The organism is Streptomyces sp. NPDC002680, assembly GCF_042889145.1.
Lineage (GTDB): Bacteria > Actinomycetota > Actinomycetes > Streptomycetales > Streptomycetaceae > Streptomyces > Streptomyces adonidis.
Genome location: NZ_JBIAQP010000008.1, coordinates 232554 through 253140 on the forward strand (window position 1 = coordinate 232554; position 20587 = coordinate 253140).

A 20587-nucleotide genomic window follows, 5' to 3' on the forward strand; every position below is an offset into this window, starting at 1 on the left:
TACGGGACAGCCCTTAGGCCGGAGCCCCGGCTTCGACCTACGCCTCGACCGCCGCCCACCTGCTACGGCTGCCGCTCACCTTCTGCGACGGCTGCCCATCTTCGGCGACGGCCGCCCGCTCGCTACGGCCGCTGCCCGCCTGCTACGGCTGCCGCCCACCTTCTACGGCCGCCGCCTGCTCGCTACGGTCGCCGCCCACTCGCTACGCCTCCCGCCCGTCTACCAGGCGAACGCCTCCGGTGACGGGCCGGGGCCCGGGAAGATCTCGTCCAGCGTGGTCAGTAGTTCGTCGTTCAGCTCCAGCTCGGACGCCCGTACCGCCGACTCCAACTGCTCGGCTGTGCGCGGGCCGACGATCGGGCCGGTCACTCCGGGGCGGGTCAGCAGCCAGGCGAGAGCCGCCTCGCCGGGCTCGATGCCGTGCTTGTCGAGCAGGTCCTCGTAAGCCTGGATCTGTGCGCGCTTGGCAGGGTCGGCCAGGGTGTCGGCCGCGCGGCCGCTCGCGCGTCGGCCGCCCTGGATCTCCTTCTTGATGACCCCGCCCAGCAGTCCGCCATGCAACGGCGACCAGGGGATGACTCCGAGCCCGTACTCCTGCGCGGCCGGGATGACCTCCATCTCGGCGCGCCGCTCGGCGAGGTTGTAGAGGCACTGCTCGCTGACGAGGCCGATGGTGCCGCCGCGGCGGGCGGCGATCTCGTTGGCCTGGGCGATCTTGTAGCCCGGGAAGTTGGACGACCCCGCGTAGAGGATCTTGCCCTGCTGTACGAGTACGTCGATCGCCTGCCAGATCTCCTCGAAGGAGGTCGAGCGGTCGATGTGGTGGAACTGGTAGACGTCGATGTAGTCGGTCTGCAGGCGCTTGAGCGACGCGTCCACCGCGCGGCGGATGTTGAGCGCGGAGAGCTTGTCGTGGTTGGGCCACGCGTCGCCGTCGGCGGCCATGTTGCCGTACACCTTGGTGGCGAGGACCACCTTGTCGCGACGGTCGTCGCCCTTGGCGAACCAGTTCCCGATGATCTCTTCCGTACGGCCCTTGTTCTCGCCCCAGCCATAGACGTTGGCGGTGTCGAAGAAGTTCATTCCCGTGTCCAGGGCCGCGTCCATGATCGCGTGGCTGTCGGCTTCGTCGGTCTGGGGGCCGAAGTTCATGGTCCCGAGCACGAGCCTGCTGACCTTGAGTCCTGTGCGTCCGAGCTGCGTGTACTTCATGACTCCTCAGCCAACGTCGTGGAGTGCGCTCTAAGCAAGGGTGGGTTGGGCGGCCACATCGGACCTTGACGCTAACTCATGGTTAGTGCTTACGTATGCACAGCGTTACTCGTTTTAAGTTTCAAGATTCTACGAAAGGGAGCATCGTGTCCCCCCACATGCCCGCTCGCCGCATCCTTGTCGCCGCCCTCGCCGCGTCCGCCCTGCTGGGCGCCGCGACCGTGCCGGCCGTCGCCTCGCCGTCGTCCGCCAGTGGGCGGCATGCCTTCGGCGGGTACGTCGGTGACGGCGCCCGGCTCGACTACCAGAAGGACGTCGTCGTACGCGTCCTCAAGGGCGTGTTCGAGCGCGGGGACACCGCTGTCGTGGACCGGTTCGTGCGGGCCGACTACATCCAGCACAACCCCCTCGCGGCCGACGGCTCCGGGCCGTTGAAGAACCTGGCCACCGGGGTGCACCAGCAGTTCCCCGACGCCAGGTACGACATCAAGCGGGTCATCTCCGAGGGCGACCTCGTCCTCGTGCACTCCAACGTCGTGCTGACGCCGGGGAGTCGGGGCTCGGCCGTATTCGACATCTTCCGGTTCCGGGGTGGGAAGATCGCCGAGCACTGGGACACCGGGCAGAACGTCCCGGACAGCAGCGTCAACGGCAACGACATGTTCTCGACGGTCAGTTGGCCGCGGAGCGGGCAGCCGGGGCCGCGGTGGCTCACCGACCACAACAAGCGGCTCGTGACCAGGGCGTTCGACCGGCTCATCGTCGACAAGGACCTGTCCGCGCTGGACGTGTACTGGGGGTCCGAGTACCACCAGCACAATCCCGGCATCGCGGACGGTGTGGCTGGTGTGCGAGAGGGGCTCGGGGCGTACTTCCGGGCGTTCCCCGAGTTGGCTGTGTCCCGTAAGCGAGTTGTGGCGGAAGGGGATCTGGTCGCCGTCCACAGCCACTACGTCAGCGCGCCCGGTGAGCGCGGGCAGGCCGTCGTGGATCTGTTCCGGGTACGGGGCGGGAAGATCGTCGAGCACTGGGATGTGCTCCAGGACGTTCCGGCCACCTCGGCCAACGACAACACCATGTTCTGACGGCAGTACGAGGTTCTGAGTTCCGACGGTGGTCGGGCGACGCAAGTGTGGCTGGCGTCGCCCGATCGCGTTTGTCCTACCCGGAGTCGTGCTCAGAGCTGGGCGAACATACCGGGCTGGTAGTCGCCGGCCGGCTGCTGGACGATGACGTTCATCCGGTTGAAGGCGTTGATGAGCGTGATGGTGAGGACCAGGGCGGCGAGCTGCTCCTCGTCGTAGTACTTGGCGGCGTTCGCCCAGGCCTCGTCCGTGACCCCGCCGGCCGCGTCCGCGATACGGGTGCCCTGCTCGGTCACTTCCAGGGCGGCGCGCTCGGCGTCGGTGAAGACCGTGGCCTCGCGCCAGGCCGCGACCAGGTGGAGGCGCTGTGCGGTCTCGCCGGCCGCGGCGGCGTCCTTGGTGTGCATGTCGGTGCAGAAACCGCAGCCGTTGATCTGGCTGGCGCGGAGCCGTACCAGCTCCTGCGTCGCGAGCGGCAGGGCCGAGTCCGCGGCCGCCTTGCCCGCCGCGACGAGGTGCTTCGTGGCCTTGGTCGCGACCGGGTTGGCGAAGAGGTTCAAGCGGGCTTCCATGGTGGGCTCCTCCGTCTTTGTGCTGCCTCTGTCGGGCGTTACACATGAACGACGGAACGGCTCACCCGGACGTGACATGGATGGATGTGACGTGGGTCACCGTGGAGTCGGCCTGGGTGGAGGGGGCGGTGGAGGCGGTGGCGGCGGCTCGTTGCGGAGCAGGGGGATCGGCGCGCGCAGTCGCATCGTGCCGGGAAGGTCCAGCCGTCCCTGCCTTTCGGCCAGCACGATCCGCTGCACGGTGAGCGTGCCGTCGATCGTGCACTCCCCGCTCCGTACGCGGGCCAGACAGGCGTCCCGGACGACGGCGACCAGCCCCGCGACCTGGTAGCGCAGGGTGAGTTCGACGTCCAGCGTGCCGATCCTGGTGCCGTCCACGAACACGTCCACGAACGGGCGGTGGCTGGAGGTGATGCTGTGCGTCGCCAGCGCGACGACCTCCTCGCTGCCCGGCACGGAACGGGTGCGCCGTGCGGCGGCCCTCAGCTCCGCGTGCTTGCGCCAGCCGCCGGACGCCAGGTCGAGCAGGTCCAGGCCGAGGAAGCTGTCGATGACCGTCGCCAGCTCGCGCTCGACCGCCTGGTCGGCCGCCGGTGTCAGGGAGGGCACTCCGCTGAGGAGGGTGCGGGCCAGCCCGTGGGAGCGGACCGGGTCGACGAGCGCGTCGGCGGAGTCCCGCCGCCCCTCCGAGTCGAGCAGGAAGGCCCGTACGGTCAGGAGTTGCAGTGCGTGGGTCGTGGTCATGGCGTCGCCTCAGCCTCTGTCGGTGCCGTCGACGCTCTGGTCGCCGGGGTCGAGGTGCGGTTCGAGCCGTACGGTGCGGGTCGGCGGACCGGTGTCGTACGGCTCACGCACGGCGGACCTCGCGGTGCCGGGGCGCAGTGCGGTGCTGACGTGGTCGTGGACCCAGCGCGGGCCGCGTTGGCGGTGGCGCACCAGGGCGAGTCCGGCGGCGGCCAGGAGCAGTACGCCGCCGAGGGCGGGCCCGACGACCAGTCCGACGGGGGTCGAGCTGTCCACGGAGCCGGTCCCGCCGACCGTACCGCCGTCGCTTGTACCGCCGTCGCTTGTACCGCCGTCACTGGTACCGCCGACCTGACCGTTGGTGCCTGTGCTGGTTTCGCCGGTCGTGCCTGTGCTGGTTTCGCCGTTGGTTTCGCCGGTCGTGCCTGTGCTGGTTTCGCCGTTGGTTTCGCCGGTGGTGCCTGTGGTGGTTTCGCCGTTGGTCTGGTTGCCGCTCGTGGTCTCGTTCGTCGGGGCGGTGAGCACCGTGAAGTCGGCGTCGTCATCGCCGTACTTCTCGTAGTCCGTGCAGACGGCCCGCACGGTGTGCGTGTCTTCGGGCGCGTCCGTCGGAACCTTGAACGACGTGGTGAACGTTCCCGTTTCGGACACCGGGACGGCGGGGACGAGCTGTTCGCCGTCGTCCCATGTCACATCCACACTTGAGCAGTTGAATGCGGAACCGGTTGCGGTGACGTCCGTATCCGGGCGGCCTTCGGTGGGATCGAGGGCGAGGGCGGCCTCCTCCTTGGTGTCAACGGTGAAGGTCTTCTCGGCTTTGCTGTACGGGCCGGTGACGCATTCGGCTATCACCTGGTAATCGCGCGGCTCGGCGTCGTCCGAGACCGTGAGGCTGGACTCGAAGGTGCCCGCCTCGGCGGTGCTCTCCGGGTCGTTGACGGATACGTGGGTGGCGGGAGCCGCGTCGCCCATGGAGAGTTCGACCGTGCCTGGCTCCGAGTCTGTGGTTTCTCCCTCCGAGTCGGTGGATTCTCCCTCCGAGTCCTCGACGCCTCCCGGATAGCAGTCGTCGAAACCCCCGCCCCGAACGCCGATGACTGTCCCCGGCGGCCCATGTGTCTCCTGGATCTCGATGTACGCGCCCGGCCCCGCGAACGCAGTCGGGCCCAGTGCGACCGCGGTGCTCAGCAGCACCGTTGTCAGCAGCCGGCCGATGGTTCGCGCGACGGAGGACATGAGTCACGGAGGGGGAGGGGAGAGGCGGAGAAGGAGCTGACGGGCACGAGAGGCCCGGGCGCCGGGCCCGGATCGTCGCCCTTCACGCATCGCCTCCATTCTCCTCCCCCTTCCCGGTGCCCGCTCGTCGTCCGGTGCTGATGCCGCATCAGTCCGTGCCCGGCCGGACCGAACTCGGCGCACCGGAGCGGCCCTTCGGGGGTTTCGTGTGCCTCCTGCTCCGGAATGCGATCACGTACCGGGGCGCGGAGACTGGAGGTATCGCCCATGCTCCCGGCCCGCTACGGCAGGGGCTGGATCCACGCGGGTTCCGCTGTTCCCGGCCCCGCGGTGGGCGCTTCGGAAACGCTCGGCGACCTCGTCGCGACGGCCATGGGGGAGATCGAGCCCGGCCTCACGACGCAACGGCTCACGGGTGCCGACGACCCGGCCGCCGGCCGCAGCGACCACGCGAGCTTCCACGAACGCAACTGCCCCCCGCCCGGGAGCACGGACCAGGGCTGGACCAGGGCCGGTCAGTTCTCTCCGGCCCCGTACCGCTCCCCCAGATCCCACGCCTCGTACAGCGAGTCCGCGAACGCCCCCGCGATCTTGTGCTCGCCGCTCGCGTTGGGATGTGTGCCGTCGTACGTGTCCTGGTGGATGTCGTACGAGGGTGGGGGCGACGTCAGGAGCAGCGGGGAGCGGGGTTCGTCCAGGTCGGCCGCCGTCTTCGCCAGGAGTTCGTTGAAGCGGACGACCTGGGCGGCGAAGGGCGGGTCCGTCTCCGCGCGGACGTTCGGGATCACCGGGAGCAGGGCGATGGCGATGCGCGGGTTGGAGCGGCGGGCCTCGGCCACGAAGAGGCGGGCGTTCTCGGCCGTCTGGTCCGCGTCCGTGTAGAAGCCCAGGTCGATCAGGCCCAGGGAGACCAGGAGGACGTCCGGCTTGTGGGCGCGTACCGCGTCCGCGATCAGCGGGGTCATGTGCTGCCAGCCCTCGCCCCAGCCGGCCAGATGGGCGCGGGGGAACTCCGGGTCGGCGTACTCGTACGAGTCGGAGGCGTTCGTCGCCTTGTCGTACAGCGTCTCGCGTGGGCCGACGATCCGGAACGGGCCGCCGTACGTCTCCCGCAGGTGCTGCCACAGCCGGTAGCGCCAGGTGTGTTCGCCGGCGCTGCCGATGGTCATGGAGTCGCCTACGGGCATCAACCTGAGCATCCGCTCATGATGCGGGATGGGGGGAGGGGTGTGGGGCGGGTGTGGTGTGTGAGCCCGGCCACCCGGTGTCAGGGAAGTGTCAGGTCTGCGTCAGCTTGTGGTCAGTTGGGTGTCGCTGGGCGGGCGCGGGCGGGTGTGCGCAGGCGTCATGGGCCTCGAATCGAACGCCGGGATGGCACGCTTGAGGGCATGCGCCGATCGCTCGCCCTCCTCGCCGGGGGCCTACTCGTCGGGGCGCTCGCCGCGCCCGCCTCCGCTGCCGATGGTGACAAGGACTTCACCATCAAGGACCCGCGGATCACCGAGTCCAGCGGTCTGGCCGCCTCCCGCCTCCACCCGGGCATCTACTGGACCCACAACGACAGCGACGACGGCGCCTATCTGTACGCGGTCGACAGCGCGACCGGGCAGACCGTCGCCACCATCACCATGACCGGCGTCGGCACCCCCCGCGACATCGAGGCCATCTCCATCGGGCCGAACAACCAGATCTACGTCGGTGACATCGGCGACAATGATGGCGTGACCTGGGATTATGTGTGGGTCTATCAGCTCACCGAGCCCAAGGTGCTCAAGGACCAGACGATCCGCGCCACGCAGTACGTCGTGAAGTACTCGGACGGGTCCCGCGACGCCGAGTCCCTCGTCGTGCATCCCAAGACCGGGCGCGTCTACATCATCGACAAGCAGGAGGACGGCGGGCATCTGTACGCGGGCCCGGCCAAGCTCTCCTCCTCCGGCACCAACGTCTTCCGGCCCGTCGCCGCCGTCGACATGTGGGCCACCGACGCCGCCTTCTCGCCCGACGGGCGGCAGTTGGCCGTACGCGGCTACTTCGGCGGTGTCGCCTACGCCTGGAACGACGGCAAGCTCAAGCGGGAGGGGCAGCTCGACGTGCCCCTGCAGGGGCAGGGGGAGTCGGTCACGTACAGCCGTGACGGGTCGAAGATCATGTACGGGAGCGAGGGCGCCGAGAGTGGCGTCGAGGCCGAGGACGCGCCTTCGTACGATGCTTCCGGGAATCCCGAATCGCCCTCGGCGAGCGGGAGTTCGGCTTCGGACGGGGGTGGCGGCTCCGACGGGAACGTCAAGAACGGGGCCATCGCCGTCGCCGTGCTCTTCCTCGGCTACTTCGGGCTCAAGCGGCTTCGGCGGAAGCCGACGGCGTAGCCCACAGGCGGTTCAAGGGTTTCCACAGGGAGTTCTCAGGTTCCTTTGAGGTGGCCCCGGTAGGTCTGGGGGAGTGACCAGTTCACCCCGGCTCCTCGTCGTCGACGACGAGCAGAACATCCGCGATCTGCTGTCCGAGACCTTCCGCCTCGTCGGCTTCGACGTGACCGTCGCCGCCGGCGGGGTCGAGGCGCTCAACGCCGTGCTCTCGGCGCCGCCCGACCTCGTCGTCCTCGACGTGATGCTGCCCGACATGGACGGTTACGAGGTCGCCCGTATGCTCCGGCACGACGGGCGGGAGGTGCCCGTACTGTTCCTCACCGCCCGCGACACCGTGCGGGACCGGGTGGAGGGGCTGTCGGTCGGCGGCGACGACTACGTCACCAAGCCGTTCAGCCTCGAAGAGGTCGTGCTGCGCGTGCGGGCCATCCTCCGGCGCACCCGGCGGGACGAGTCCACGCCCGACCCCGTACTGCGCTGCGCCGGAGTCGAACTCGACGCCGCCGCGCACACCGTACGGCGCGACGGACGTGAACTGGAGCTGTCGGCAACCGAGTTCCGCATGCTCCGCTATCTGCTGGAGAACGCGGGGCGGGTCGTCAGCAAGACGCAGATCTTGGAGCGGGTCTGGGGGTACGACTTCGGCGGCGACACCCGGATCGTCGAGAGCTACGTCTACTACCTGCGCAAGAAGATCGACTCGGCCGGGGCCGCGCCCCTCATCCACACCCTGCGCGGGGTCGGGTACGTGCTCCGGGCGCCCGAGTGACCCGGCCAGGGCTCCGGTTGAGGCCCTTGCGTCAGCTGAGGCACTGGTCCCTGCGTGCGCGGCTCGCCTTCGCCGCCACCGGACTGGCTCTGCTCGCGTTGGTCGCCGCCAACGCCGTCGGGCTGGTGCTGCTGGAGAACTATCTCGTCGAACGGGTCGACACCAACCTGGACATGGGTGGTGGCGGCCCCGTCGGCGACAGCGCGGTCGATCAACTGGTCGCCGAGCGCGTGGACTTGGCGCGCAGCGAGGAGACCGTCGTCGCGTTCCTCGCGGAACGCTTCGGCGGTGACTTCCGGTTGTACGTCTACGAGGCCGGCGGCGGTCGCACCGGCGTCCCGAGCGACCCCGAGGGCCCGGGCCCGCTGCTGCCGGACCGGTACGGGCTCGCCGCCCGTACCGGTGAGGTGTTCACCGTGCCCGGGGAGTCGGGCGCCGACTGGCGGGTCGCCGTGCGCACGGTGGGCGGCGGCACTCTGCTGGTCACCGCCGTCTCCCTCGCCGACGTGGCCGAGACCACCGAACGGCTGCTGCTCATCGACGCGTTGGTGACCGTCGTCGTGCTCGCCGGGCTCGCGGGCGTCGCCGCTCTCGTCGTACGGGCCGGGCTGCGCCCCCTGACCCGGATGGAGGCCACCGCCGACGCCATCGCGGCCGGGGACTTCCGGCGCCGCGTCGAGGGCACCGACCCGCACACCGAACCCGGGCGGCTCGGCGGTGCCATGAACGCCATGCTCGCCCGGCTGGAACACGAGATCGCCGCCCGCACCGCCTCCGAACGGCGCCTGCGCCGCTTCCTCGCCGACGCCTCGCACGAACTACGCACCCCGCTCACCTCCATCCGTGGCTTCGCCGAACTCAGCCGGCGCGGCGGCGACCGTACGGACGCGCTGCGCCGCATCGAGGCCGAGGCGGCCCGGATGGGTGTCCTGGTCGAGGATCTGCTGCTGCTTGCCCGGCTCGACGAGCGGCGCGAGCTGGAGCGGCGGCCGGTGGATCTGCTGGAGCTGGCCGCCGATGTCGTACGGGATCTGCACGCACGCTCGCCCGGACGGGACGTACGGCTGGTGGGGGCGATGCGGCCCGTGGTGGTGCCCGGGGACGCGCTGCGGCTGCGGCAGGTGCTCGGGAACCTGCTGTCCAACGCCGACCGGCACACCCCGCCGGACGCGCGGATCAGCGTTCGGGTCGATGTCGTCCGGCCCGTCGACCTCGGGCCGGTCGCGGCGGCCGCCGGGGAGCCGCTGCCGCCGGGGGTGCCGGTCGGGCTCGTCGAGGTGGCCGACAGCGGGGACGGGGTGCCGGCCGAGCATGCCCCGTACGTCTTCGAGCGGCTCTACCGGGTGGACGGGGCGCGGGCGCGGGGCAGCGCGGAGACCGCCGGGAGCGGGCTCGGGCTGTCGATCGTGGCGGCGCTCGCGGGGGCGCACGGGGGGCGCGTCGATCTTGCCGCGGGAGGGACTGCGGGTGCGGTGTTCCGGGTGCTGCTGCCGTTGGAGCGGGTGGGCGCGACGGTTCCGGCGCGGATTACCAGCTTGCTTTGAGGTTCGGCGCAGGGTCCCCTGACGCTGCGCCGCCAGCCTTCTTCTCGTCATGGAACACCCCGTGACGCGATGAGAAGAGGCGAGGATGCGCAGGAGGTTGACGCGCCGGATACCGGTCGCGACCGCCGCCGTACTGCTCGCGGCCGGGCTGCTGGCCGGCTGCGGTGGGGGAGGGGACGACGGGCCCGATATCGCTTCGGTGGCCGAGAGCGGCAGTGCGGGCGGTGGGGAGACAGCCGCCGCCTCCGACAAGAGCGAGGTCGAGCAGGCACAGGAGTTCGTGGACTGTCTGCGTGCGGAGGGGCTGGAGGTCGAGGACCCCGATCCGGTGACCGGCGAGCTGAACCTCCAGGCGCTCGCCACCGCCGACGCCGACCGCGACACGCTCATGAGCGCCTTCCAGGCCTGCCAGGACAAGGCGCCGCAGTCCTTGCAGGACCAGGCGTCCCAGGCGCCCGACACCGAGCAGCAGAAGGAGTTCGCGCAGTGCATGCGTGACAACGGCGTCGACATGGACGACCCCGGACCGGACGGCTTCACCCCCGAGTCGGTGCCCACGGGCGACCCCGACTTCGACTCCGCCCTGGAGGCCTGCCGAGGCCAACTCGGCTTCGGCGGCGGGGAGGAGTCGCAGTGAGCGACCTGATCGAGGACGTCGAGGACGTCGAGCACACGGTCGCCGTGGCCCCCGACGGGATGAGTGAGGTGCGCGCCGCTCGAACGGGCGGGCGTCGCCGGCCCCTCCGGGTCGCCCTCGCCCTGCTCGCCTCCCTCGGCGTCACCGCCGTCGCCGTGGCCGCCGCGACCGGTGCCTTCGGCGGGAGCGACGCGGAGGGTACGGAGTCGGGCGCGGCCTCCGGGCCCGCGAAGACCGCGACCGTCCAGCGCACCGACCTCACGCGCGGCGACACCCTGGACGGCACCCTCGGCTACGGCGACTCCACCCCCGTACAGGCCGCCGGGCAGGGCGTGTTGACCTGGCTGCCGAGTGCCGGGGACACCGTGAAGCGCGGGCAGCCCGTGTACCGGCTGAACGAGCAGAAGGTGCCGCTCCTGTACGGGGCCACCCCGCTCTACCGCACCCTCGATGTCGACGCCGAGGGCCGGGACGTCGAGGTGCTGGAGAAGAACCTCGCCGCGCTCGGCTACACCGGGTTCACCGTGGACGACACGTACACGGAGGGCACCGCCGACGCCGTACGGGACTGGCAGAAGGACCTCGGGAGGGCGGAGACCGGCACGGTCGGCGCCGGGGACGCGGTGGTCGCGCCGGGCGCGCGGCGGGTCGCCGAGGTGCAGGGCACCCTGGGCGGGCAGGCCGGCGGTACGGTCCTCACCTGGACCGGCACCGTACGGACCGTGACCGTCGAACTCGACGTCAAGGACGAGGACTTGGTCTCCGGCGACGACACGAGGGCGACGGTGAAACTGCCCGACGGCCGTACCGTCGAGGCCGAGGTCACCGAGGTCGGTACGGCCGTCACGGCAGCGGCCACCGCCTCCACCGGGGGCCAGTCCTCCGACCCCACCCTGCCGGTCACGCTCACCGTCGACGACCAGCGGAAGCTGGGGCGTTACCAGGCGGCCCCCGTCGACGTCGACTTCGAGGCGGAGACCCGGAAGAACGTCCTCGCCGTGCCGGTCGAGGCACTGGTCGCGCTGCGCGAGGGCGGGTACGCGGTGGAGCGGGTCACCGCCACCGGGAGCGAGTATCTCGCCGTGGACACCGGGCTGTTCGCCGGTGGCATGGTCGAGATCTCGGGTGCCGGGGTCACGGAGGGCCTGAAGGTCGGGGTGCCCAAGTGAGCAGTCAAGTCCACACCCCCATCGTGGAGTTGGCGGACGTGTCCAAGTCGTACGGCGAGGTGGCCGCCCTGCGCGGTGCCGGACTGGTGGTCCAGCGGGGTGAACTCCTCGCCGTCGTAGGGCCGTCGGGCTCCGGCAAGTCAACTCTCCTGAACATCATGGGGACTTTGGACCGGCCGACCTCCGGGACCGTGCGCATCGACGGTCACGAGGTGGCGCGGCTCAGCGACCGCGAGCTGTCCGCCCTGCGTGCCCGGACCATCGGGTTCGTCTTCCAGCAGTTCCATCTGGCGTCCGGCGTACCGGCGTTGGACTGTGTCGCCGAGGGGCTGTTGTACGGCGGCCGGTCGCGTGCCGAGCGCAGACTGCTCGCCCGGCGGGCGCTGATCCGGGTCGGCCTCGGGCACCGGCTCGACCACGAGCCGCACCAGCTGTCCGGCGGCGAGAAGCAGCGCGTCGCCATCGCCCGCGCGGTCGCAGGCGATCCGCCGCTGCTGCTGGCCGACGAGCCGACCGGCGCCCTCGACTCCCGCTCCGGCGCGGTCGTCATGCAGCTGCTGCGCGACCTGAACCGGGCCGGCACGACGGTCGTCGTCATCACCCACGACCGGGACATCGCGGCCTCCCTGCCGCGTGAGGTGCGGGTGCGGGACGGCCACATCGAGTACGACGCGGACCGGCACCCCGAGAAGGCGGTACGCGCATGACCGTCACCCTTGTTCCCGTACGCTCGCCCCGGCCCGCGCGCCTCCGCCCCGTCGACGTCGTCCGCGTCGCCGGATCGGGGCTGCACTCCCGGCCCATGCGGGTGTTCCTCTCCGCGCTCGGCATCGCCATCGGCATCGCGGCGATGATCGGGGTGGTCGGCATCTCGACGTCCAGCCAGGAGGAGCTGAACCGGAAACTCGACGCGCTCGGCACCAACCTGCTGACCGTGGCGCCGGGGCAGTCCTTCGGCGGAGGCGAGGCCCATCTCCCCGACGCCGCCGAGGACATGGTCGGCCGGATCGGTCCCGTCGAGTCCGTCTCGGCGATCGGGCTGACCGACGCCAAGGTCTACCGCAACGACCAGGTGCCCACCGAGCGCAGCGGCGGCATCGGCGTCTACGCGGCCCGTACGGGACTGCCCGTGACCGTCGGGGCCGAGATCGCCGAGGGACGGTGGCTGAACGCGGCCAACGCCCGCTATCCGGCGGTCGTCCTCGGCTCGGCCGCCGCCCAGCAACTCGGCGTGCACGACACCGGCGCGGAGGTCCAAGTCTGGCTCGGTGGACGCTGGTTCACGGTCGTCGGGATCCTCGCGTCCAACGAGTTGGTGCCCGCCATGGACTCGGCGGCCCTGATCGGCTGGCCCGTCGCCGAGGAGCTGCTCGGCTTCGACGGATACGCGACCACCGTGTACACGCGGGCCGCGCAGGGCTCCGTCGCCGACGTCCAGTCCGTGCTGGGCGCCACCGCCAACCCCGAGGACCCGTCCGCCGTCCAGGTCTCCCGGCCCTCCGACGCGATCGCCGCCAAGGAGGCCACCGACGAGACCCTCGCCGGGCTGCTGCTCGGGCTGGGCGCGGTCGCCCTGCTGGTCGGCGGGGTCGGTGTCGCCAACACCATGGTCATCTCGGTACTGGAGCGCCGCTCCGAGATCGGTCTGCGCCGCTCGATGGGCGCGACCAAGGGGCAGATCCGTACGCAGTTCCTGTGCGAGTCGCTGCTGCTGTCGGCGCTTGGCGGGCTCGGCGGGCTGCTGCTCGGCATCGGCGTCACCGGCGGCTACGCCTCCTACCAGGGCTGGCCCGCCGTCGTACCGGCCTGGGCGATGGCCGGCGGGATCGCCGCGACGCTCGTCATCGGCGGCCTCGCGGGCTTCTACCCGGCGGTCCGGGCGGCCCGGCTGCCACCGACGGAGGCGCTGGCGTCGGCGTGACGGGACGGGACAGCCAGGAGGTGAGGGTCCCCCGGCACCGGCATCGGGGGACCCTCGGCGCGTCACTCCTCCCGTACCTCCCGGGCCTCCCGTACCCGCAGCTCGTAGTGGAGCGTCGGTGTCCCCATCACCCTGTGGGCCAGCGGGACCAGGACGCCGTGGGTGACCGGGTACTTGCGGCGCAGCAGCTTCGCCGCGTGCCGGTCCTCGGGGCTGTCGTGGTCGAGCAGCCGGGCGCGGGCGGCGATCTCGGGCCCGGTCGGGGCGCCGCGCAGGGTGGAGGGGGCGATCTCCACGTCCGGGTTGTCGCGCATGCGCCTGGTCTTCCAGGCGCTGCCGGGCGTACGGAAGTAGGCGTGGTCGCCTTCGACGGCGATGTTGACCGGGGTACCGACGCCGCTGCCGTCCTTCTTGTGGCTGGTGAGCAGGACGGCCCACTGCTTGACGAAGGGGGCGAGCCGGGGGCTCGGAGTCGGAGTGCTCATACCTCCATCCATGCACCGGGCGCCCGGTTTGTCACCCTTGCGTGCGCCGTTCGACCCAGCCCTCCAGGCCGTCCAGGATGCGCTGCAGACCGAACTCGAAGTGGTCGAAGCCGGGGGCGAAGGTGTCCTCGGAGAGGGTGGCGAGGACGGGGTAGCGGCCGGAGGCCATCGCCCTTTCCAGGACCGGGAGTTGGGCCCGCCAGAACTCCTGGTCCGTCAGGCCCGTGCGGCGCTCCGCCTCCTGCTGGTGGACCTGGGCGCGGGCCGCCCCGACGACGTACCCGTCGACCATCACCACCGCCGAGACCAGCTCGGGGTCGGTCAGCCCCATCGGTTTGATGCGCGCGAGCACGCTCTCCATGCCGTCGAGGGAGCTGGGGCCCAGGACCGGGCGGGACTGGTTGACCTGGAGCAGCCAGGGGTGGCGGCGGTAGTGGGCGAGGGTGGAGCGGGCCATCGCCTCCAGGGTGGCGCGCCAGTCGCCGTCGCCCAGCTCCTCCGGGGCGGGGCGCTGGACGCGGTCCAGCATCAGGTCGAGCAGCTCGGCCTTGCCGGGGACGTACCGGTACAACGACATGGCGCCGGTGCCGAGTTCGGTGGCGACGCGGCGCATCGACAGGGCCTGGACGCCCTCGGTGTCCGCGATGCGCACGGCCGCCTCGACGATCCCGTCGAGGGTCAGACCCGGCTTGGGGCCACGGCTGGGGCGGGGTCCGGTCGCCCACAGCAGTTCGAGGGTGCGCGCGATGTCACCACTGCCGCTGGTCTCCGTACCGCCGCTGCCGCTCGTCATACGCCGAGCTTAGAACCCGGCGCGCATCGTTCGCACGCGAACTGGGTACGTCGTACGCGAAAACGAGTACGGTGTACTCAGTTCAAGGCGGCAGGGGTGGGCGAGGGAAGACCGGGAGGGCGTCATGGACGACTGTGTGGTGCGGGCGGAGGGCCTGGAGAAGCGGTACGGCGAGAAACGCGCCCTCGACGGGTTCGACCTGCTCGTCCGCCGGGGCACGGTGCACGGACTGCTCGGCCCCAACGGCGCCGGCAAGACCACCGCCGTACGCATCCTGGCCACGCTGCTCCGGCTGGACGGCGGACAGGCGACGGTGGCCGGACTCGACGTGGCCACACAGGCGCGCCAGGTCCGCTCCCGGATCGGGCTCACCGGGCAGTACGCGGCACTGGACGAGATCCTCACCGGCCGCCAGAACCTGGAGATGTTCGGACGGCTCTTCCACCTCGGCGGGAAGCGGGCGCGGCTGCGGGCCGCCGAACTCCTGGAACGCTTCGGCCTGGTGGCCGCCGCCGACAAGGGCGTCAAGGGCTACAGCGGCGGAATGCGGCGCCGTCTCGACCTCGCCGCCTCGATGATCCTCGCCCCGGCTGTCCTCTTCCTCGACGAGCCGACGACCGGGCTCGACCCGCGCGGCCGGGGCGAAGTCTGGGACGCCGTACGGGCGTTGGTGGCCGACGGCACGACGGTGCTGCTCACCACGCAGTACCTGGAGGAGGCCGACCGGCTCGCCTCCCGGGTCACCGTCATCGACCAGGGACGCGCGATCGCCGACGACACTCCGGACGGGCTGAAGCGGCGCGTCGGCGGCGACCGGATCGAGGTCGTCGTCGGGCAGCGGGACCGAATTCCCTGGGTGGTACGGGCAGTTGGCCAGGTCGCGGACAGTGAACCCGAGGTCGATGTGGCCGGGCTGCGCGTCCACGCGCCGGTGACCGACCGGGTGGCCGCGCTCACCCATGTGGCCCGCACGCTCCAGGACTTCAGGGTCCCGGTGGAGGACATCGGGCTGCGCAGGCCGAGCCTCGACGACGTGTTCCTGCGGCTCACCGGCCGCCGTACGGAGGAGAACGCGGACGTAGAGGGTGCAGAGGAGACGGCCGCGTGAGCGCGGTGGAGGCGCCCCCGGCGGGCGGCGGCCGGCGCGGGGCCCGTCGCGGCGGCCGGAGTCATGGCCGGCTGTACTGGACACTCGCCGACTGCTGGAACGTCGTACGCCGAGGCCTCACCCACTACAAGCGTCAACCCGTCAGCATCCTCTGGCAGTTGGGCTTTCCGATCCTGTCCGTGCTGCTGTACGGATATGTCTTCGGCAACGCGATCCAGGTGCCGGGCGGCGGGGACTACAAGGAGTTCCTGATGCCGGGGATGTTCGTGATGACGATGGCCCTCGGGTTCGTCACCACGGCGACGGTCGTCGTCTACGACTCCAGCAAGGGCGTCATCGACCGGTTCCGGTCCATGCCGATGGCGCCGTCGGCGGTGGTCGCCGGGCGCGGGGGAACGGACCTGATCGTCGCCTGTGCCGAGCTGGGCATCATGATGGTCACCGCGTACGGCATGGGCTGGCGGCCGGACGGCGGACTCGGCTTCGTGCAGGCCTTCGGGCTGCTGCTGTGGCTGCGGTTCGCGCTGATCTGGGTCGGGATCTGGCTCGGTCTGGTCGTGCCGAGCCCCGAACAGGCGGGCGGGCTGTTCGCGGTGGTCTTCCCGGTGACGATGGTCTCCAGCATCTATGTGTCGCCCCAGCTGATGCCCGACTGGCTGGGCCAGGTCGCCCTCTGGAACCCGATCTCGTCCACGGCCTCGGCCGCCCGTGAGCTGTTCGGGGCGCCGGGGGTGACCGGGAACTCGTGGGTCGAGCAACACGCGCTGCTGATGGCGGGGGTGTGGCCGCTGATCCTGACGGTGGTGTTCTTGCCGCTGGCGGTACGGAGGTTCAAGAGGCTCAGCCGGTGAGCTGATGAGCCGGTGAAGTCGGCGTTGCCGGATGTCTTGACGTGGTGATGGTGTGTCAGTTTCCTGGAGGTGCGCGGTTCATGGGAGCGCTCCCATTTGTTCCGGGGCCGCGCCTCCCCGAAGGGAACGAGCGACATGTTCCGCAGCTTGCGAAGAGCGCTGTGCGCGGTGGCCGCCGTGCTGCTGTTACCGCTGGGAGCCGGTGCGCAGACGGCCCACGCGGCGGACGTCCGTGCGGCGGACGCCGGCGCCGGCTACTGGCACACCAGCGGACGCCAGATCCTGGACGCGGCCGGGCAGCCGGTCCGGATCGCCGGCATCAACTGGTTCGGCTTCGAGACCGCCAACTACGTGGTCCACGGCCTCTGGTCACGCGACTACAAAAGCATGATCGACCAGATGAAGTCGCTCGGCTACAACACCATTCGGATGCCGTACAGCGACGACATCTTCAAGTCCTCCACCGTCCCCAACAGCATCGACTTCAGCAGCGGCAAGAACGCCGACCTGCAAGGCCTGAACTCCCTCCAGATCATGGACAAGTTGGTGGCGTACGCCGGTCAGAGCGGCCTCAAGGTCATCCTGGACCGGCATCGGCCGGACGCGGGCGGGCAGTCGGCGCTCTGGTACACATCGGCGGTGCCCGAGTCGACATGGATCGCCAACCTCAGGGCGCTGGCAGCGCGTTACTCCGGCCAGGACGCGGTCATCGGCATCGACCTGCACAACGAGCCGCACGATCCCGCCTGTTGGGGCTGCGGCGACACGACGAGGGACTGGCGGCTGGCGGCACAGCGGGCGGGCAACGCCGTGCTGTCGGTCAATCCGCAGCTCCTGGTGTTCGTGGAGGGCGTGCAGACGTACAACGGGGTCTCCGGCTGGTGGGGCGGCAACCTGATGGGGGTCGCGCAGTATCCGGTGCAGCTGGATGTGGCGAACCGGGTCGTGTACTCGGCCCACGACTACGCGACGAGCGTGGCCCAGCAGAGCTGGTTCAGCGACCCGACGTTCCCCGCCAACATGCCGGGGATCTGGGACAAGTACTGGGGCTACATCTTCAAGCAGAACATCGCGCCGGTGTGGGTGGGGGAGTTCGGCACGACGCTGACCTCGACGGTGGACCAGCGCTGGCTGGCGGCACTGGTCGACTACCTACGGCCCACATCGACGTACGGCTCGGACTCCTTCCACTGGACCTTCTGGTCGTGGAACCCCAACTCCGGTGACACGGGCGGGATTCTGAAGGACGACTGGCTGACCGTGGACACGGTGAAGGACGGCTATCTGGCGAGCGTGAAGGCGCCCGGGTTCCCGGGCAGCGGTGGCGGAGGAGGGGGCGGTGGCGGCAGTACGGCGACCTGTGCTGCCTCCTATGCGATCAGCAGCGACTGGGGCGGCGGGTTCAACGCCGAGGTGAAGGTGACCAATACGGGGACGGTGGCCCTCAAGTCCTGGCAGGTGACGTGGACTTGGAGCGGTTCACAGACGGTCACGAGCATGTGGAACGCGTCGTACACGCAGAGCGGGGCGACGGTGACGGCTGTGAACGCGGCTCACAACGGGAGTGTGGCGGTGGGGGGTTCGGCGAGTCTCGGGTTCGGGGGAGCGCCGGGGGGTGGGGGTGTGCTGGCAGTGACCTGTACGGCGACGTGAGGGCGTGAGGGCCTGCGGGCATGAGATGGGGGCGCCTGGTGTTCGCCGGGCGCCCCCATCGACGTATGCGGAGTGAGGCACCTTGCGAAGCCTGGCCCTCCTGCCGAAGGCCCATCTGCATCTCCATCTGGAAGGCGCGATGCGTCCTGCCACGCTCGCGGAACTGTCGGGCGAGCACGGTGGACAACAGCCGTCGGGCTCACGCGACTTCAAGTCGTTCGAGGACTTCACGTCCTTGTACAGCCTCGCCGCGAGGCTGGTGCGCGAGGGCCCGCGGGAGAACCTTCTGCGGCTGGTGCGCGAGGTCGTCGAGGACGCCGCCGCGGACGGAGCGGTGTGGATCGAGCCGCACGTGAACCCCCTGACCTACGAGGACGACCCGGACGCCGCGCTCGACGTGCTGGACATGGTCATCGACGAGGGCCGTCGTGCCGCTGCCCGGCTGGGTATCGGCTTCGGCGTCCTGGTGTTCGCCCGGCGCAACGCGGACCCTTCGCAGGCCGTCGCGACCGCCCACCTCGCAACCCGGCGGGCAGGAAACGGGGTTGTCTCCTTCGGCTTGGCAGGGGACGAGGCTCGGTTCGCGCCGGAGCCGTTCGCCGAGGCATTCGCCATCGCTCGCGATGCCGGGCTGATCTCTGCTCCACACGCAGGGGAACTCGCCGGTCCGGCCGGCGTGCGTGCCGCACTCGACGTGCTCGGCGCGCGACGGATCGCCCACGGCGTACGGGCGGTCGAGGACCCGGCTCTCGTCGCCCGTCTGGCTGCGGAAGGGGTGGTCCTCGACGTCTGCCCCACCTCCAACGTCGCCCTCGGCGTCGTGGATTCCCTGTCCGACCACCCCCTCCCGCTTCTGCTGCAAGCCGGCGTCCGGTGCACCCTCAATGCCGACGACCCGCTGCTGTTCGGCCCCGGGCTGCTGGAGGAGTACGAGACAGCCCGCGCGGCCTTCGCCCTCACCGATTCCCAACTCGCCGCGACAGCCCGCACCTCGGTCGAATCCTCTGGCGCGCCGCGCGCAATGGTGGAGGACGCGATCGCGCTCATCGGTGAATGGTTGGCCCAAGACTGTGCGGTGGTCAGGTGATCTTGGTGAAGCCGCCTTCGGGGAGTGGTTCGACCATGGCATTGCCTGCTGGGGTGGTTGCCGCGTCGAGGGCAGAAAGAGGAAAGGGGCGCCGGTACTCACCGGGCGCCCCCATCTTCGTACGGCCTGAGGTGTTACAGCTTCTCGATCACGTAGTCGATGCACTTCGTCAGCGCCTCGACGTCCGCCGGGTCGACCGCCGGGAACATCGCCACGCGGAGCTGGTTGCGGCCGAGCTTGCGGTAGGGCTCCGTGTCGACGATGCCGTTGGCTCGCAGGACCTTGGCGACGGCGGCGGCGTCGATCTCGTCCGTGAAGTCGATCGTGCCGATGACCTGCGAGCGCTTGGCCGGGTCGGTGACGAACGGCGTCGCGTGCTTGGAGTCCTCGGCCCAGGAGTACAGGCGGGTCGAGGAGTCCTTGGTGCGGGCCGTCGCCCAGTCCAGGCCGCCCTGGCCGTTGATCCACTCCAGCTGCTCGTTGAGGAGGAACAGGGTGGCGAGGGCCGGGGTGTTGTACGTCTGGTTCTTGCGCGAGTTGTCGATCGCCGTGGGGAGGCTGAAGAACTCCGGGATGTGGCGTCCGCCCGCGTGGATGCGCTCGGCGCGCTCGATCGCGGCCGGGGAGAACGCGGCGAGCCAGAGGCCGCCGTCCGCCGCGAAGGACTTCTGCGGGGCGAAGTAGTAGACGTCGGTCTCGGTGATGTCGACGGGCAGACCGCCGGCGCCGGACGTGGCGTCCACGAGGACGAGGGAGCCCTCGTCGGCACCCGGTACGCGCTTGACGGGCGCGGCGACACCGGTGGACGTCTCGTTGTGCGTGTACGCGTACACGTCGACGCCCGTCTCGGCCTCCGGGTCCGGGTGGGTGCCCGGGTCGGACGAGATGACGGTCGGGTCGGCGAGCCAGGGGGCGAGCTTGGCGGCCTTCGCGAACTTCGAGCTGAACTCACCGAAGGTGAGGTGCTGCGACTTGTTCTCGATCAGGCCGTGCGTCGCGACGTCCCAGAACGCGGTCGAGCCGCCGTTGCCGAGGATCACCTCGTAGCCCTCGGGGAGGGAGAACAGGTCCCGGATGCCCTCGCGCACCTTGCCGACCAGGTTCTTGACCGGGGCCTGGCGGTGGGAGGTACCGAGGAGGGAGCTGCCGGTCGCGGCGAGGGCGTCCAGCGCCTCCGTGCGCACCTTGGAGGGGCCCGCGCCGAAGCGTCCGTCGGCGGGCTTGATGTCAGCGGGGATCTGGATGTCAGCCACGGGCGCGAGCCTATCGGCTCCGCGAAACGTGGGTGAAACGTCGTCCGTCGGATGAGACGGGGGCCGTCGGAGGAGGTGGAGGGCCGTCGGACGATGCGG

The 20587-nt window shown here is 70.6% G+C and carries 20 protein-coding genes; 12 read left to right on the forward strand and 8 right to left on the reverse strand.

What is annotated here, in order from left to right:
* Positions 1 to 219: 219 nt before the first annotated feature.
* Entirely contained in the window at positions 220 to 1212 is a 993-nt protein-coding gene (locus ACFYXF_RS22395) for an aldo/keto reductase (RefSeq protein ID WP_389351617.1), read from the reverse strand.
* Between the two features lie 146 nt (positions 1213 to 1358).
* Between ACFYXF_RS22395 and ACFYXF_RS22400 the strand changes: the two genes are divergently transcribed.
* Positions 1359 to 2297, forward strand: coding sequence for a nuclear transport factor 2 family protein (locus tag ACFYXF_RS22400; RefSeq protein ID WP_389351619.1), 939 nt, complete (start codon positions 1359 to 1361; stop codon positions 2295 to 2297).
* A gap of 92 nt (positions 2298 to 2389) precedes the next feature.
* On the opposite strand, the gene ACFYXF_RS22405 is transcribed toward ACFYXF_RS22400, so the two are convergent.
* The 4 genes from ACFYXF_RS22405 to ACFYXF_RS22420 form a co-directional block, all read right to left on the reverse strand.
* On the reverse strand, positions 2390 to 2869 hold the full coding sequence (locus ACFYXF_RS22405) for a carboxymuconolactone decarboxylase family protein (RefSeq protein WP_389351620.1): 480 nt from the start codon (positions 2867 to 2869) through the stop codon (positions 2390 to 2392).
* A 96-nt stretch (positions 2870 to 2965) separates the two neighbouring features.
* Positions 2966 to 3613, reverse strand: coding sequence for a hypothetical protein (locus ACFYXF_RS22410; RefSeq protein WP_389351622.1), 648 nt, complete (start codon positions 3611 to 3613; stop codon positions 2966 to 2968).
* Positions 3614 to 3622: 9 nt separating this feature from the next.
* Positions 3623 to 4849 (reverse strand): hypothetical protein, encoded by a 1227-nt coding sequence (locus ACFYXF_RS22415; RefSeq protein ID WP_389351623.1) that lies wholly within the window; start codon positions 4847 to 4849, stop codon positions 3623 to 3625.
* Between the two features lie 515 nt (positions 4850 to 5364).
* Positions 5365 to 6048 carry a GDSL-type esterase/lipase family protein gene (locus tag ACFYXF_RS22420; protein ID WP_389351624.1) on the reverse strand — a complete coding sequence of 228 codons (684 nt, stop codon included), beginning with the start codon at positions 6046 to 6048 and terminating at the stop codon, positions 5365 to 5367.
* A gap of 189 nt (positions 6049 to 6237) precedes the next feature.
* Here ACFYXF_RS22420 and ACFYXF_RS22425 point away from each other — a divergent pair, with 189 nt between their 5' ends.
* The 7 genes from ACFYXF_RS22425 to ACFYXF_RS22455 all read left to right on the forward strand — a co-directional run bounded on the left by ACFYXF_RS22425 (position 6238) and on the right by ACFYXF_RS22455 (position 13258).
* Positions 6238 to 7218: a WD40 repeat domain-containing protein gene (locus tag ACFYXF_RS22425; RefSeq protein WP_389351626.1), complete on the forward strand. Its 981-nt coding sequence runs from the start codon at positions 6238 to 6240 to the stop codon at positions 7216 to 7218.
* 73 nt (positions 7219 to 7291) lie between these two features.
* Positions 7292 to 7987 carry a response regulator transcription factor gene (locus ACFYXF_RS22430; protein ID WP_389351628.1) on the forward strand — a complete coding sequence of 232 codons (696 nt, stop codon included), beginning with the start codon at positions 7292 to 7294 and terminating at the stop codon, positions 7985 to 7987.
* Between the two features lie 26 nt (positions 7988 to 8013).
* Positions 8014 to 9531: a sensor histidine kinase gene (locus ACFYXF_RS22435; protein ID WP_389351630.1), complete on the forward strand. Its 1518-nt coding sequence runs from the start codon at positions 8014 to 8016 to the stop codon at positions 9529 to 9531.
* Between the two features lie 85 nt (positions 9532 to 9616).
* Positions 9617 to 10168: a hypothetical protein gene (locus ACFYXF_RS22440; RefSeq protein WP_389351632.1), complete on the forward strand. Its 552-nt coding sequence runs from the start codon at positions 9617 to 9619 to the stop codon at positions 10166 to 10168.
* Positions 10165 to 11337, forward strand: a complete 1173-nt coding sequence (locus tag ACFYXF_RS22445; protein WP_389351634.1) for a peptidoglycan-binding protein — start codon at positions 10165 to 10167, stop codon at positions 11335 to 11337. The genes ACFYXF_RS22440 and ACFYXF_RS22445 overlap by 4 nt, the downstream gene beginning before the upstream one ends.
* On the forward strand, positions 11334 to 12044 hold the full coding sequence (locus ACFYXF_RS22450; RefSeq protein WP_389351635.1) for an ABC transporter ATP-binding protein: 711 nt from the start codon (positions 11334 to 11336) through the stop codon (positions 12042 to 12044). The genes ACFYXF_RS22445 and ACFYXF_RS22450 overlap by 4 nt, the downstream gene beginning before the upstream one ends.
* Positions 12041 to 13258, forward strand: coding sequence for an ABC transporter permease (locus tag ACFYXF_RS22455; RefSeq protein ID WP_389351637.1), 1218 nt, complete (start codon positions 12041 to 12043; stop codon positions 13256 to 13258). The genes ACFYXF_RS22450 and ACFYXF_RS22455 overlap by 4 nt, the downstream gene beginning before the upstream one ends.
* A gap of 62 nt (positions 13259 to 13320) precedes the next feature.
* Here ACFYXF_RS22455 and ACFYXF_RS22460 read toward each other — a convergent pair whose 3' ends face one another.
* Positions 13321 to 13743 (reverse strand): PPOX class F420-dependent oxidoreductase, encoded by a 423-nt coding sequence (locus ACFYXF_RS22460; protein ID WP_389351639.1) that lies wholly within the window; start codon positions 13741 to 13743, stop codon positions 13321 to 13323.
* Positions 13744 to 13774: 31 nt separating this feature from the next.
* On the reverse strand, positions 13775 to 14536 hold the full coding sequence (locus ACFYXF_RS22465) for a TetR/AcrR family transcriptional regulator (RefSeq protein ID WP_389351640.1): 762 nt from the start codon (positions 14534 to 14536) through the stop codon (positions 13775 to 13777).
* Positions 14537 to 14660: 124 nt separating this feature from the next.
* On the opposite strand from ACFYXF_RS22465, the gene ACFYXF_RS22470 reads away from it, so the two are divergent.
* The 4 genes from ACFYXF_RS22470 to add all read left to right on the forward strand — a co-directional run bounded on the left by ACFYXF_RS22470 (position 14661) and on the right by add (position 19235).
* On the forward strand, positions 14661 to 15644 hold the full coding sequence (locus ACFYXF_RS22470) for an ATP-binding cassette domain-containing protein (RefSeq protein WP_389351642.1): 984 nt from the start codon (positions 14661 to 14663) through the stop codon (positions 15642 to 15644).
* A 5-nt stretch (positions 15645 to 15649) separates the two neighbouring features.
* Positions 15650 to 16495 carry an ABC transporter permease gene (locus ACFYXF_RS22475; protein WP_389351983.1) on the forward strand — a complete coding sequence of 282 codons (846 nt, stop codon included), beginning with the start codon at positions 15650 to 15652 and terminating at the stop codon, positions 16493 to 16495.
* 135 nt (positions 16496 to 16630) lie between these two features.
* Positions 16631 to 18148 (forward strand): cellulase family glycosylhydrolase, encoded by a 1518-nt coding sequence (locus tag ACFYXF_RS22480; protein WP_389351643.1) that lies wholly within the window; start codon positions 16631 to 16633, stop codon positions 18146 to 18148.
* A gap of 82 nt (positions 18149 to 18230) precedes the next feature.
* Positions 18231 to 19235, forward strand: coding sequence for an adenosine deaminase (gene add / locus ACFYXF_RS22485; protein WP_389351644.1), 1005 nt, complete (start codon positions 18231 to 18233; stop codon positions 19233 to 19235).
* Between the two features lie 134 nt (positions 19236 to 19369).
* Here the strand turns inward: add and serC are convergent, their stop codons facing one another.
* On the reverse strand, positions 19370 to 20488 hold the full coding sequence (gene serC, locus ACFYXF_RS22490; RefSeq protein WP_389351646.1) for a phosphoserine transaminase: 1119 nt from the start codon (positions 20486 to 20488) through the stop codon (positions 19370 to 19372).
* Positions 20489 to 20587: the final 99 nt, after the last annotated feature.